The sequence below is a fragment of the Pseudomonas sp. SJZ078 genome (assembly GCF_007828255.1).
Taxonomy (GTDB): Bacteria; Pseudomonadota; Gammaproteobacteria; order Pseudomonadales; family Pseudomonadaceae; genus Aquipseudomonas.
The window spans coordinates 68,577-82,926 of sequence record NZ_VIUG01000016.1 but is presented as its reverse complement, the minus strand read 5'-3'; the positions used below and the strand labels follow the sequence as shown (position 1 = coordinate 82,926).

The window sequence follows — 14,350 nt, the reverse complement described above, 5'->3', positions numbered from 1 at the left end:
CCCACAGTGGATCCGGTTCTTCAGGGAAACAGCGGCGCAGCCCTTACAACGACGAGATCACCGATGTTATTCAACCAAGCCACACGCCTGGCCAAAATCACCAGCCCCCTGGGGCCCGAGGTGCTGCTGCTCAAGGACATGGGCGGCGGTGAAGAGCTGGGAAGGCTGTTCAACTATGAGTTGCAGCTGCACTCGCTGGACAACGCCATCGATCTCAATCAGGTGCTCGGCAAACCCATGTGCGTGAGCATGCAGCTGGACGGCGGTGGCGAGCGGCATTTCCACGGCATCGTGGCGCGCTTCAGCCAGAACGTCGACCAAGGCCAGTTCGCCAGCTACCAGGCCACGCTGCGGCCCTGGCTGTGGCTGCTGACCCGCACTTCCGATTGCCGGATTTTCCAGAACCTGACCATCCCGCAGATCATCAAGCAAGTGTTCCGCGACCTGGGTTTCTCCGATTTCGAAGACGCCTTGAGCCGACCCTATCGCGAGTGGGAATACTGCGTGCAGTATCGCGAGACCAGCTTCGATTTCGTCAGCCGCCTGATGGAACAGGAAGGGATCTACTACTTCTTCCGTCACGAGCAGGGTCGTCATGTGCTGGTACTGGCCGATGCCTACGGTGCGCACACCAGTGCGCCCGGCTACGCCTCGGTGCCCTACTACCCGAAGAACGAGCAGCAGCGCGAGCGCGACCACATTCACGACTGGCACCTGGCCCAGGAGGTGCAGCCGGGCTCGCTGGAACTCAACGACTATGACTTCCAGCGTCCCAGTGCGCGCATCGACGTGCGTTCGGCGATGCCCCGTCCCCATGCCGCCGGTGACTATCCGCTGTACGACTACCCCGGCACCTACGTGCAAAGCGAAGACGGCGAACACTATGCCCGCACCCGCATCGAAGCCTTGCAGACCCTGCACGAACAGGTCGAGCTGGCCGGTAACGCACGGGGCCTGGGCTCGGGTCATCTGTTCAGCCTGACCGGCTTCACCCGCCAGGACCAGAACCGTGAATACCTGATCGTCGGGGCTCGCTACTACCTGTCCCAGGAAAGCGGCGAAACCAGCGGCGGCGCCCCTTCGGCGCAGTTCGAAAGCAGCCTGACCTGCATCGCCGCCCAGCAGAGCTATCGACCGCTGCCCATCACCCACCGTCCGGTGGTCAAGGGCCCGCAAACCGCCCTGGTGGTCGGCCCCAAGGGCGAGGAAATCTGGACCGATCAGTTCGGCCGGGTGAAGGTGCACTTCTACTGGGACCGCCATGACCAGTCCAACGAAAACAGCTCATGCTGGATCCGCGTGTCGCAATCCTGGGCCGGCAAGAACTGGGGGTCGATGCAGATTCCGCGCATCGGCCAGGAAGTGATCGTCAGCTTCCTCGAAGGTGACCCGGACCGGCCGATCATCACCGGTCGAGTCTACAACGCCGAGCAGACCGTGCCCTACGACCTGCCTGAGAACGCGACCCAGAGCGGCATGAAGAGCCGTTCGAGCAAGGGCGGCACGCCGGCGAATTTCAACGAAATCCGCATGGAGGACAAGAAAGGCGCCGAGCAGTTGTACATCCATGCCGAGCGCAACCAGGACATCGTGGTCGAGGTGGATGAAAGCCATTCGGTGGGCCATGACCGCAACAAGAGCATCGGCCATGACGAGACAGTGACCATCGGCAACAACCGCCTGCGCATCGTCAAGCAGGAAGACATCCTCTGCGTCGGCCAGCGCAAGACCGACAGCATCAGCCAGAGCTACGTGATCGAAGTGGGCGAAAACCTGCGGCTGGTCTGCGGTGAAAGCATCCTGGAACTCAATGCCAGCGGCCAGATCAACCTGACCGGCGTGCAGATCAGCTTCTATGCCAAGGGCGATGCCGAGTTCAACACCGGCGGCGTCCTGCACCTGAACAATGGCGGCGGCCCTGGTGCCACCCCTGATGGCCAGGGCGTCAAGGCCAGCATCGACGCCAACGTCAAAGCCGCATTCCCCAAGGGTTAATCCAGAGATTCAGGCGCCATGACTTATCGCATCAACGAATTCCAGCTCCAACTGCCGCCCAGCGAGTTGCTGGACGCGACAATCAACATCCTCAAGTTCCCCGAACTGGGCACGTCCTTGATCGTCAGTCGCAGCCTGCTGGCCGACGGCGAAACCCTGCAAAGCAACCTCGACGACCAGCTGGGGCGTCTGGAAAAACAGGTACAGGAACTGCGCTGCCAACCGGGCGCCAGCGTGCGTCTGGGCGCCAATCAGGAAGTCGAAGGCATCGAGCTGCGCAGCCAGTTCAGCAAGGGCAACGAAAAGGTCTTCCAGTTCCAGTTGGCGCTGGTGCTGCCCGGCACGCGCAAGATGTTTGCCCTGAGCTACGTCAAGGCCGAGCCACTCGGCGATGCCGAAGCCGCGCACTGGGCAACGATCAAGGGTTCGCTAGTGTTCGACGGCCCGGCCTGATGGGCGACTTGCATGTCTGATGCGCTCTGGGCCGCCCGTCTGGGCGACGCGCTGGATCACACCTCGATGATGGCCGACATCCTCGGCGGTGTGCTGGAGGTGGCAGCCAACATCGCGATCACCGCCGTCGCCACCGCCGCCGTGGTGGCGGCCACCGGCATCACGGTCGCTACCGGCGGCCTGGGTTGCTTCCTGCTCGGCGCCGTGGTCGGCGCGGTCGTCGGCATCGCCATGAGCAAGACCGGGGCCGACAAGGGCCTGAGCAATATCTGCGAAGGCATCGGCAACGCCCTCTTTCCGCCCACGGTGCAGGCCAATATCCTTACCGGCTCCACCGACACCCTGACCAACAACATTCCCGCCGCTCGCGCTGCCGGGGCCATCGAGTCCCATGTCGCACCGACCGGAACCGAGCTGGAAGAACCCGAGCCCAGCTACCTGGACATGGCCGAGAGTTTCTTCTCGCAGATGTGGCGCCCCACCGTCGCCACGCCCGCCCCCGGTGCAGAGCCCAAGCCGCTAGACATGATCACCTGCCTGAAGCACCCGCCGATGCCGCCGCAGTTCCTGGCCGAAGGCTCGGACAAGGTCACTATCAACGGCCAGCCCGCCGTGCGCAGCGGCGACCGCAGTACCTGCGAGGCCAAGGTGGTGTCGTCCGGGTTGATTTCCCCCGACGTGACCATCGGCGGCGGCACCGTGGTGGTACGCGAGATTCGCAGCGGCAAGACGCCGGGGGTGGGGCTGGCGGTGACCGCGTTGCTGATGCTCAAGGGCGGCAAAGGCAAGTTCCTGAGCAACCTGCCGTGCATGTTGATAGGCGGTGCGGCCTCGATGGCGGTCAGCAGTGCCATGGGCGCGGCGGCCAACGCGGCCATGGGTTCTTCGAACCCGGTGCATGCGGCGACCGGCGCGAAAGTGTTGGCGGACGTCGAGGAACTGGACTTCGTCTTGCCCGGCATCCTGCCCATCGACTGGCAGCGTTTCTACAACAGTCGCGACGAGCGCCGGGACGGCCTGTTCGGCGCCGGCTGGAGCGTCGCCTACGAAATACGCGTAGAGATCCTGCCCCATCCCGAGGGTGGCGAAACCCTGGTCTATACCGACGAACAAGGCCGGCGCATCGACATGGGGTCGATCCCCTTGGGCGGCGCGGTATTCAGTCCCGGTGAAGGCCTCAGCGTGCGGCGGCACGCCAACGGTGAACTGCTGATCGAAAGCGCGGACGGCTTGTACCGGTTGTTCAAGCCCACACCGGCGAATGCCACGCTGCTGCGCCTGGAACAGCTCGGTGATCGCAACGATAACCGCATCCACCTCGACTACGACGAAGCCGGGCAGTTGGTACGACTGCGTGACACGTTCGACCTGGTGCAGGTCGAACTGGCCTATGACGAGCGCTGGCCACGACGGGTCAGCCGGATCGACCGGCTCTACCCTGACCAGCGCCGTGAAGTGCTGATGTACTACGGCTACGATGCCCAGGGAGACCTGGCGCAGGTGCGCCAGTCCAATAGCCAGGTCAAACGCCGTTATGCCTACGACCTCGGGCGAAGGATGGTGGAGCATCAGTTGCCCACCGGGCTGCGCTGCTTCTATGAATGGGCCTTGGTCGAAGGCCAGGAATGGCGCGTGGTCCGCCATTGGACCGACGCCGGCGATACTTACACATTCGACTATGACCTGGCCGGCGGCATCACCCGCATCACTGACGGTTTGAATCGCGTCAGCACCCGGCGCTGGGATACGCGCTACCAGATCACCGAAGCCATCGACGCACTGAATCGCACCTGGGCATTCGAATGGAACGACGAAAGCCAGTTGCTGGGGGCGACCGACCCCAACGGTGGACAGCATCGGTTCAGCTATGACGAAGCGGGCAATCTCTGCCAGACCCTCGACCCGCTCGGGCGCAGCGAGTCGACGCTGTGGCTCGAACACTGGGCCCTGCCCCTGGCGGAAACCGATGCCGCAGGCAATACCTGGCAGTACCGCTACGACCCACGGGGCAATTGCATCGCCGAAACCGACCCGCTAGGCCACATTACCCGCTATCGCCACGATGCCCACGGCCAGGTGGTAGAGGTCATCGACGCCACCGGCAAAAGCAAGACGATGCGCTGGACGGCCCTCGGCCAACTCAGCGAACACACCGATTGCTCCGGCTACACCACCCGGTTGAACTACGACGAGCGCGGTCTGCTGCTCAGCAGCAGCGATGCGCAGGGGGAACGCACAAGTTTCAGCTACGACGACCAGGGCAGGTTGCTGAGCAAACAGTTGCCGGATGGTCGCATCGAACACTATCAACGCGATGCCAGCGGCCAGTTGATCGGCTATAGCGATCCCGCCGGTCACACCACATCGTTCCAGCACACGCCGAGCGGTCAACTGCGCCTGCGCACCGACGCCCACGGCCGGCGGGTGGAGTTGAGCTACGACAGTTATGGGCGGCTGCTGGCCCTGACCAACGAGAACGGCGAAAGCTATCGGTTTGCCTGGGATGCGGGTGATCGCTTGAGCGCCGAGCACAGCCTGGACGGCAGCCTCAAGCGCTACGCCTACGATGCCCTGGACAATGTCACTCGCGTGCAAGCCCTCGCCGTTCCCGGCAGCACCGACCTGGACCTCTCGCCGCAAGCCCCCATCATCCATGAGCTGGAACGCGATGCCATGGGTCGACTGGTCGCCAAGGTCACCGCCGACGGACGCACCGAATACCGCTATGACGCCCTCGATCAGGTCAAGGCCATCACCTTCACCGGCCTGGCCGGTGAACAGCAAAGCATCGGCTTCAGCTACGACGCGCTTGGGCAACTGATCGCCGAACAGGGGTGGGCCGGTCGCCTCGAGCATCACTATGACGAACTGGGCAACCTCACCCAGACACAGCTTCCCGATGGCCGCTGGCTGAACCGCCTGCACTACGGCAGCGGCCATCTGCACCAGATCAACCTCGACGGCCAGGTCATCAGCGACTTCGAGCGCGACCGCCTGCACCGCGAAGTACTGCGCACCCAGGGCCGTCTCAGCACCCGCAGCGAATACGACCGCAGCGGTCGCCTGCGGGCCCGCCAGCGACGGCACCAGGAGCAGTCGACACTGCTGCCGCCAGCGGCGCAGTCGCTGTTTGCCTACGACGGCAGCGATCAACTGGTGGAGCGCTTCGACAACCAGCCCGAAGCACCCCATCGTCAACTGCTGCACTATGACGCCACCGGCCGCATCCTCGCCAGCCAGGACAATCTCAAAGGTCAACGTGAAGGTTTCGCCTACGACCCGGCCGCCAACCTGCTCGACGGACTGATGGGCACCGGGCACGTCACCCACAATCGCTTGCTGACCTATCAGGACAAGCGCTACCGCTACGACGGCTTCGGCCGCATGGTGGAAAAACGCAGCAGCCGACGCGGTGTCCAGCGCTTCAAGTACGACGCCGAACAGCGCCTGGTGGAAGTGCACAACGACAACGGCTCGGTCGTGAAGATGACCTACGACCCGCTGGGCCGACGCATCGAAAAAACCGAGTACGACCGCCATGCTACCCCGCTGGGCCGTACCCGCTTTACCTGGGATGCGCTGCAACTGTTGCAGGAACACCGCGACAACCAGACCAGCCTCTACATCTATGCCGACGACGGCCACGAGCCTTTGGCGCGGGTCGATGGCCTCGGTGCACAGCAGAAAGTCCGGTACTACCACAACGACTTCAACGGCCAGCCCGAACAACTGTCGGAAAGCGACGGCCATACGCTCTGGCGCGCCCATTACCAGGTGTGGGGCAGCACCGCCGAAGAGCTGCGCGAACCCTATTACATCGAAGAGCAGAACTTGCGGTTCCAGGGCCAGTACCTGGACCGGGAAACCGGGCTGCACTACAACACCCTGCGTTTCTACGACCCGGACATAGGCCGCTTCACCACGCCGGACCCCATCGGCCTTGCCGGCGGATTGAACCTCTACCAGTACGCACCGAACCCGGTGAGCTGGATCGACCCCCTGGGGCTGATGAAATGCACCACCCCGCCGAAGGGGCGCAAGGTCAACCGGACGGTCTATCGGTTCGAGGAACCCGGGCGGATCAGCACCACCTGGACCGCCCACAAGTGGAACGTTGCCGCCCGGCACCGCTATACCGCGCCGGGGCTTGGTGGCGTCTATGGCGCCAACTCGCGCAAGACCGCCATGGGTGAGGTCAATCACTGGGGCGTTGACCTGTCCACGCGGGTGCTGGTGAGCAAGAAGGTGCAGCTCAACAACGTCCTCGACCTGACCCGGGCCGATGTGCGCAAACAACTGGGCGTGTCCCTTAAAAGCATCACCGGCAACAAATACACCCAGACCCACCAGATTGGCGCCTGGGCCAAGGCCAACGGTTATGATGGGATCCTGGCGCCGTCGGCGCGAAACCCGACCGGCAGCAACTTGATTTCCTTTGCAGGTTTTTGACATGGGACTGGAAGACGAATACGTCGGCGACGCCGACTGGCGAACCTTCGTGCGCCTGTACGAAGAGGACTATCTCGACGACAACGCCCACACGCTCGCCAAGGCCATGGACGACCACCTCGACATGGCCGTGGTGCTCTATGGCAAACGCGGGCTCAAGGAGGGTTTGTGGTGGATGGAACAGGTTGTGCCGGCGCTGGGCAACAAACGGCCGGTCGATTGCCTCAAGAGTCCGAAACTGATCAAGCGCCTGAGGATGGCCTTGATGAGCATGCCGTAACCCACAGCAATGGATCGTGAAGTGCTGTGCCCCCAAGGGCAGACCAGCACCCGCAGTGACCAAGAGCGCAGTCCTTGTGCCTTGCGCACCGTTCAGTCGAAATTCAACACCTCGCCGCCCTTGGCCTCAAGCATTTCGTCGAACACCGGCAACCTGGCAACGAAATCCGCTTCAAACGCCAGGTAGCGGTCCTGGGCCGGCAGATAGCGCACCTGCGGCTTGATACGCCGGATATCCTGGCTGGACAGTTTGAGCACCTGGTTGTCGAGCTGATTCCAGAACCAGGCCAGGGTGTGCGAGCCGAATGTATTGGTGGCGTAGTTCCACACCCACCAGTCGCCGTGTCCCCGGCTGACATGAATACGCCCGTGGAACGTGCGCAACGTAATGAGGTTCTTTGGCTCTGTGACGAGCAGGCGGGTGTCCTGGCGCACCTCGCTGCCAAAACCATCCAGCAGCGCCTTCGTTGCGGTGCCTGTAAGCACGTTGAAGCGCCACGCCCGCAGCACGGTCTCGTGGTAGCGTGGGTCTTCGAGGTTCTTGCGCTTGTCTTCGCTGAACAGCAGGATCTCATCGCCCCCCAGGTACGCGGTCGACGCCCTGAGGTGGTAGCCGTCCACCGCCGGCATCGGCCTGGCGGCGATGGCCTGGTGCGGTGGGTCCTGACTCCAGATCCAGCACAGTGGGCCGTTGTGTTGCATGAACAGCAGGCGACGGGGGCCGATGGGCAATATCGTCAGTTCATCCGGGTGTTCGAAAATGACTTCGCTGGCCTGCGCCGTGATCCGCCAGATACGCGTCATCGGTACCGGCTCGTAGAGGCGCTGGCGCTCGAATACCTCGGCATCCACCACGACGCTGGGTTGTTCGAACCCTGGCCACTCCACCTCAGCAGGGCCGAAAGCCTGGATGTCGTCGCCCTGGCGAACTTCGTACTTATAGCGGTCATCCGAGCTGTAGTCGCCTCTCCTGACCCGACGCCGCCACAGGCTGCGCTAGGCATTGGCGTCGATGAGCTGCAGATCGGCGCCGTCGAGCCCGTCGGTGCGGTGTTCGAGCATGTCCTGCTCGGCGGGCGGCCACTGGTTGTAGTCAATCAGGAAACACAGCCACTGCTCATCGTCCTGCTCGGTAATGCCGGCCCAGCCGTTGTGGTAGTTGTCATCATGGACGTAGGTGGGGCCGGGATAGTCGTGCACTTCCTGCAACCAGTTCAGTTTGCCGCGCTTGGACCTGGCCGGCTTGCGTGCGGCTTTTCCCTCAGCGGCGACGGACTTCTGCGGCTCGATCAGGCTCGGCGTGAAGTCCTCCTGGTCTTGCCAGTGCCTGGCAAACGCCTCGCGCTGATCGGTCAGGATAATCACCGGGCGGTAATCATCGCCACCGGCATCCAGGTTCCACAGGTCGTAGCCTCGTTCGGCCAGGGCGCTCGCCAGCGCCTGGAAGCAGATCTCGGGCATTTCATTGGAGAGTTCATCCAGCAACGCCTCGAATGGCTGGCCGGTAAACAGGTCGATATCAGGGTAGTAATGCTGGAGCAACCCCAGGAGTTCGCCGCCGGGTGTTTTCCAGTCGATATGTACCAGCGGATCAAAACGAGATTGCATCACGCCTGCCTTCCTTGAAATGCCAGTCAGTTAAACCTGTGGGAGCAAGCTTCGCTCCCATAGGTTTTTGCACCGTTTCCCTCACCGACTGGCATCAGGACCAGCCCCGTCAGATGTTGGCCGGCACGAAATCCGGGCCGCCCAGTTTGTCGCGCACCGTCACCGCCGAGCGCATCAACGGCGTCCACATGCCGTCCGGGCTGTTCCACGCCGCGCCCGCCCAGCGGGTATCGGCCACCAGCTCGGCCTTGTACCGTTCCAGCAGGCGCTTGAGAGCAACGGCGACGCTCCCCATGTCCACGTCAAACAGATCGCCATAGGGGCCTTGCGGCTGCTTGCGCTGTTTATCCTGGCAGAAACGGTAATACCAGACCCAGTCATGGGCGATGTAGATCGCCCGCGTGCGGTCCGGGTACGTCGCCAGCATCGTCAGCAGTGCCGAGACGAAGCGCATGGGAAAGCTGGCATCGTGGGTCTGGCGCCAGTACGGCATGATCAACTGGTCGAACGCGGCCACCACGTTCTGCGGCTCGTCGTTATCGCTCTTGGCTTCGAGAAAGTAGAACGGCTCGCCCACCAGGAACTTGTCCAGATCGTTATTGGCCAACGCCAGCAACAGCACGTTGTCGTGTGGATTACTCATTGGATTCTCACTACGTCTCGGGTGGTCATCAACGTGTTGATGTCGTTACCGTGGGCGATGGGCACGTTGTCCAGCACCGCTTCGCGCATGCCGCCCGGATAGGTCAGGCCGCCCGGCCGCCACAGCGAGTTCACCCCGCCTTCGTTACCGGTGGGCATCAGTACCTTGGGGTTGTCCAGGTTCATCATGTAGATGTCCTTGCCGACCAGCGATCCCGGATCGTAACCCAAGGCCGACTCCAGTACCGACACGTCGCCGGTTTTCTTGTATTCGGCGACCACGGCATTCAGGTCGGATTTTGCCATGACGAACTTGTTCGGGTTGAACGAGCCGTATTTGGGGTTGGCGATATCGTCCGCGGTGAACAGGAAACTCCCGCCCTCTTCCTCGAATGTCTTGAGGTGCTTATCGACATAGGGCCCTTCCAGATAATCCCGCGGCGGCGGTCGGCTGCCCTTGGGAATCGCCATGATATCGGCTTCGGTCACGCCTGCCTTGTAGGCCGCTGCGCGCGGTGTCGGGGCCGCGCCGAGGCGGGCCATTTTCGGCCCCAGGCCCAGCAGCGCCATGCCGGCAATGCCTTGGAGCAAATCGCGATAACCGGGGCCGAGGCGGTCGCCCAACTGACCCAACAACGCCATGCCCCCCATCATCGCGCCACCGATCACCACGAACCCGGCGAAGGCCGCTGCACCAGCCATCGCCGCCAGTACCGCAGCGGCGCCCATGGCGACCATGCCCAAGGCTTCCAGCCCTGTGTGCAGCCAGCCTTCGATATCGAGGACAAAGGCGACCGCAACCGTCGGCCCACCAATAAACGTATTGGGGCTGCCGCTCTTGATGTGCGCACCGCAAACCATCTTGCTCTGCAACCGCGCCGCCGGCCTGCCGTTGATGAAAACCGTTGCGCTGCCTTCGGCGATCAGCACCGGGAATGGCCAGATCGGGTGATTCATCGGCAAACCCGAACACGAGGACGACACGTCTGCCCCCGCACGCATCGCGTTGCGGTTGTTGATCTGGACGTTGAGGCTGCCCATGATCAACACCCCCGTGGTCGGCTCGGGCAGGTTGAAGAGGGTGTTCAGGCCCTTGAGGATCTGGAACATCGACAGACCGCCCGCCGCAATCGAACCGGCCATGATCGCCAGCGCCACGCCGCCGGTCGCCACGGTGGCCGCGACCACCGCCGCACCGATCAACGCGCCGGCAACGGCCCCCGCCACCATCGCGGCGACACCAAAACCGTGGGCAATTTCATCGCCAAGGCGCGCAGCGGCCAGCATGTCCATTGGAGTTATCGTCTTCGCGCGGGGTAATCAGGCAGTCTGTGGACGCAGCTTGAGCGAGTGCATGGCCATCTTCCACGCCGGCTCGTGGTGCACGAGATCGTTCGGGGTGGTGGTCAGCGTCGTGATCAACCCCACGGGCTGGCGGTCGATGAACACCTGGCGCAGCATCAGTTCCCGACCTTCACGTTGCCAGCTGTAATCGAGCAACACCGCCCCATGGCCATGGAGCGCGAAATCCCAGCGCTTGATCAGGTTGAAGCCAGGTAGCTGCTGCTCGGCGCTTGCCAGTTGCGCGGCCACGTAGTCGCTGAACGGCGTATCGCCCCGGCCCGGGTCGCGGCTGATGACGAAACTGGCTTCCCTGGCCGTTCCGACGGCGGGCAGCTTGAAGATATTGATGCTCTGGTCCTGCCAACGGTCGGGAATGTCGAGGTCGGCTTCTTGGAGGCGATAGAGCGGCATGATTCGGGTTGTTTCCAGGCAAGGGAGTGGCGGAGTCAGCGGCAGATCTTCAAGCAATAGATTGTAACAATCAAGGCATCGGGAGGAGCCGTTTACGGGGCCATGACACCCGTCTCATTTCTCCCTCCCACAGCCTCCCTGGTCACCCATCTACCTGGCTTTTCAAGCCGTCTTGCACGTCAACCAGGCGCTCCAGAAAAGACTGCTGAAGAAGCGGGTAGCATCGCCGAATCCGGACTCCTGCAACAACGTCATGACAGCTGCCTCGGAATGCGGAGGGTCGGCACCTTCAAGGATCTTGCCGAGCTTGACCTTCACTTCATCCGGACTTGCGCCGTGCTGCCGCCAGCGTTGTCCCCAGGCCGCCAGCAGCAACGGCTGGCTGGCATAAGCGTATTGGTTCCCCGCCACGACCAGCGGAGCCCCCGGCTTCAAATGGGCCCGGATGGAGCGAAAGATCTGCCGCTTGGCCTCATCGCCATCGAGGTGATGGAACACGCCGATCAGGGTGGCGGCATCGTAGGACTCGTCCGCTGCCAGGTCCTGGACCTGACCAAGATGCAGGCATGTTCTTTCGAGCAAGCCGTTCGCCTCCAGCTGTTGCCTGGCGGCCTCCAGCATCGGCGCGGACGGGTCGACGGCAGTGAAGCGCCAACCTGGCTCCAACGCTGCCATTGCAATGATCTCCTGAGCCGTGCCGCCAGCGCCCACGACCAGGATGTTCGCCGAACCTGTCTGATCGAGGCTTGCCGCCAGCATGCAGGCGGCCAAGTCCTGGCAGGCGTCATACCCGGCCAACGCGATACGGCTTTGTCGGCCGTATTCATTGGCTCGGCAGGCATCGAATTTTGTAGCTGAGGGAAGTGAGGATGATTTCAAGGCGGTTCTCCTATGTCCTTGAACCAAGCTACGTCACCGGTTGAGATAATAAAAATTCATTAATTTCATGCGCCGCATTCCCATCAGGAATGGCGAACTCAATTCGAATTGAGTTGGGCGTCAGGGTAAGCTTCCCTCCAGCCCCCACGAGTTGCACAACCATGACCAACCAGGCGATGCGCCGTGCGCTATTGGCTTTGATTTTCCCGATGATGTGCGCGCCCGTGCACGCGGCAACGTGGCAGATCTGCCGCCTGGAGCTGCGCATCATCGAGGTGGTGAGGCAACCGTATCCACAGCTCCAGGCCCAGGTCCTGGAAGTAAGCCGTAAATCACCTGCGACCGAATGTCCGGAGGAAGGCTCGAGCCTCACGTTCACGCCGGAAACGCCCGATTACCAAGCCACACTACCCCGCAAGCAATGGCCTGGGAGGGGGCAGTCAGTGCGTGTCGACTACCGGTACCTGGATGGCATTTGCAAGGGCGATGGCAATAATTACCCGTGCCGCATCAGGCACTACCCGGTGGTGGGTCGCTAGACCGCTATCGCGAGCAGGCTCTGCACCACCGAAAAAAACCATAAAAAAGGGCACCCGACTCCCTCGTCATGCCCTTTTTTCGTTGTCGCTTCATCCCCTCTGCCCGAGGGGGCCCACAGCAATTATTGGTTAACGCTGTCCTTCAACATCTTGCCCGGCTTGAAAGCGACCGTGTTGCTGGCCTTGATTTTCACCGGCTCACCGGTTTGTGGGTTCTTGCCGGTGCGGGCGCCACGGTGGCGTTGCAGGAAAGTGCCGAAGCCAACCAGGGTGACGCTGTCCTTGCGGTGCAGGGCGCCGGTGATTTCTTCCAGGACGGCGTTGAGGACGCGGTTGGCTTGTTCTTTGGTGAGGTCCGCTTTTTCCGCGATGGCGGCAGCGAGTTCTGGTTTACGCATGAATGAAGCCCCTTTGACGGTTTTTTTGTTGTTATGTCTGGACTGTTCTCTTGGGAAACAGCCTCTAAGGCACCGCAGGCTCTACACTGCGGCAGACGGGAGTGAGGATGGCACGGGCCCGGACACGACGCCAGTGTCCGCGCGACCTTTGTGGCATCAAAAGCATGGCTTTTGCGACAGAACCCCCAGTATTTACGCCAGCAAGGGCGGAAGTTCCTTGTTCAGGGCCAGTTTCTCCATCACCGCTGTGCCTGTCAGGGCATAGCCCAGCAAGTTGCCTTCGGCGTCGCGGCACAACGCCTTGATGTCGGAGCCCTGCCCCTCGACGCTCCAGGCACCTTCACGGCCCCGTGGCGGCGGCGATACGACCAACGGGCATACCGGTGTCTTTACGGTAATCGGCATCGGACCGTAGCCGACAGCGGTCGGATTGCCCGCCAGGGTCTGGGCCAGGACGCGGGCGCAGCTCATCAGCGGCATCACGTACAACAGGTTCAAGCCATCGACCTCGGCGCAGTCGCCCAGGGCATAGATGTTGGCGTGGGATGTTTTCAACTGGCGGTCGACCACCACGCCCCGATTGACCATCAGGCCGGCGGCGGCCGCCAGGTCGATACGCGGACGCAGGCCGATGGCCGAGACCACCAGGTCGCAGGCGATCACCTGGCCGTCGGACAGGTGCGCCTCCAATCCATCGGCCGCCCGCTGCAGGCGGTTGAGTACCGGTCCCAGGTGGAAGCGCGCACCCAGGCTTTCCAGTCCAGCCTGCACCGCAACGGCGGCGGCCGGGTGCAGCAGCGTCGGCATGACCTGCTCGCAGGGCGCCACCAGTTGCACCTCGTAACCGCCGAGGATCAGGTCGTTGGCGAATTCACAACCGATCAGCCCGGCACCCAGCAACAGCACCCGGCGCTTGCCGGCAGCCGCGGCGCGAAAGCGCGCGTAGTCTTCCAGGTCGTTGATGGGGAAGATCAGGTCTGCCGCGTCACCCTGCACCGGTACGCGTACGGTTTCGGCGCCCCAGGCCAGGACCAGGTCGCGATAGTTCAGCGCTTCTTCGCCGATCCACAAGCGCTTGTGTCCCGGATCGATGCCGCTGATGCGGGTATGGGTGCGCACTTCGGCCTTCAACTGCTCGGCCATGGCCCCGGGCTCGGCCATGCTCAGGCCGTCGGCGTCCTTGTTCTTGCCAAAGCCGGTGGACAGCATCGGCTTGGAGTAGGAGCGGCCGTCGTCCGCGGTAATCAGCAGCAGCGGGGTTTCGCTATCAAGCTTGCGAAACTCCCGGGCCAGGTTGTAGCCGGCCAGGCCGGTACCGACGATGACGACAGGTGCGCTCATGTTGCTCTCCAT

Annotated in this window: 13 protein-coding genes; 5 read left to right on the top strand and 8 right to left on the bottom strand. The window is 62.7% G+C overall.

The window, feature by feature from the left end; genetic code table 11:
* Positions 1-63: 63 nt before the first annotated feature.
* The 4 genes from FBY02_RS15825 to FBY02_RS15810 are packed head-to-tail and all read left to right on the top strand — an operon-like array spanning position 64 to position 7,177.
* Positions 64-1,995: a type VI secretion system tip protein VgrG gene (locus FBY02_RS15825; RefSeq protein WP_144929056.1), complete on the top strand. Its 1,932-nt coding sequence runs from the start codon at positions 64-66 to the stop codon at positions 1,993-1,995.
* Positions 1,996-2,013: 18 nt separating this feature from the next.
* Positions 2,014-2,448, top strand: coding sequence for a DcrB-related protein (locus FBY02_RS15820; protein WP_144929054.1), 435 nt, complete (start codon positions 2,014-2,016; stop codon positions 2,446-2,448).
* 12 nt (positions 2,449-2,460) lie between these two features.
* Entirely contained in the window at positions 2,461-6,897 is a 4,437-nt protein-coding gene (locus tag FBY02_RS15815; protein ID WP_144929052.1) for an RHS repeat-associated core domain-containing protein, read from the top strand.
* A 1-nt stretch (position 6,898) separates the two neighbouring features.
* A complete protein-coding gene (locus FBY02_RS15810; RefSeq protein WP_144929050.1) occupies positions 6,899-7,177 on the top strand; it encodes a hypothetical protein in 279 nt (92 codons plus the stop codon).
* A 92-nt stretch (positions 7,178-7,269) separates the two neighbouring features.
* Here the strand turns inward: FBY02_RS15810 and FBY02_RS28415 are convergent, their stop codons facing one another.
* The 6 genes from FBY02_RS28415 to FBY02_RS15785 all read right to left on the bottom strand — a co-directional run bounded on the left by FBY02_RS28415 (position 7,270) and on the right by FBY02_RS15785 (position 12,060).
* Entirely contained in the window at positions 7,270-8,064 is a 795-nt protein-coding gene (locus FBY02_RS28415; protein ID WP_256662525.1) for a hypothetical protein, read from the bottom strand.
* 108 nt (positions 8,065-8,172) lie between these two features.
* Complete coding sequence (locus FBY02_RS28410; protein WP_256662526.1) at positions 8,173-8,784, bottom strand: hypothetical protein; 612 nt, start codon at positions 8,782-8,784, stop codon at positions 8,173-8,175.
* A gap of 109 nt (positions 8,785-8,893) precedes the next feature.
* Positions 8,894-9,427 carry a hypothetical protein gene (locus FBY02_RS15800; RefSeq protein WP_144929048.1) on the bottom strand — a complete coding sequence of 178 codons (534 nt, stop codon included), beginning with the start codon at positions 9,425-9,427 and terminating at the stop codon, positions 8,894-8,896.
* Positions 9,424-10,719 (bottom strand): PAAR domain-containing protein, encoded by a 1,296-nt coding sequence (locus FBY02_RS15795; protein WP_144929046.1) that lies wholly within the window; start codon positions 10,717-10,719, stop codon positions 9,424-9,426. The genes FBY02_RS15800 and FBY02_RS15795 overlap by 4 nt, the downstream gene beginning before the upstream one ends.
* A gap of 27 nt (positions 10,720-10,746) precedes the next feature.
* On the bottom strand, positions 10,747-11,181 hold the full coding sequence (locus FBY02_RS15790) for a DcrB-related protein (RefSeq protein WP_144929044.1): 435 nt from the start codon (positions 11,179-11,181) through the stop codon (positions 10,747-10,749).
* A 162-nt stretch (positions 11,182-11,343) separates the two neighbouring features.
* The gene (locus FBY02_RS15785) at positions 11,344-12,060 is read right to left on the bottom strand and encodes a class I SAM-dependent methyltransferase (protein WP_144929042.1); all 717 of its coding nucleotides are present in this window, start codon (positions 12,058-12,060) and stop codon (positions 11,344-11,346) included.
* Between the two features lie 161 nt (positions 12,061-12,221).
* On the opposite strand from FBY02_RS15785, the gene FBY02_RS15780 reads away from it, so the two are divergent.
* Positions 12,222-12,599, top strand: a complete 378-nt coding sequence (locus FBY02_RS15780) for a hypothetical protein (protein WP_256662527.1) — start codon at positions 12,222-12,224, stop codon at positions 12,597-12,599.
* Positions 12,600-12,721: 122 nt separating this feature from the next.
* Here the strand turns inward: FBY02_RS15780 and FBY02_RS15775 are convergent, their stop codons facing one another.
* Together FBY02_RS15775 and FBY02_RS15770 are read right to left on the bottom strand one after the other, a co-directional pair.
* Entirely contained in the window at positions 12,722-12,997 is a 276-nt protein-coding gene (locus tag FBY02_RS15775; protein WP_144929040.1) for an HU family DNA-binding protein, read from the bottom strand.
* A gap of 192 nt (positions 12,998-13,189) precedes the next feature.
* Positions 13,190-14,338, bottom strand: coding sequence for an NAD(P)/FAD-dependent oxidoreductase (locus FBY02_RS15770; RefSeq protein WP_144929038.1), 1,149 nt, complete (start codon positions 14,336-14,338; stop codon positions 13,190-13,192).
* Positions 14,339-14,350: the final 12 nt, after the last annotated feature.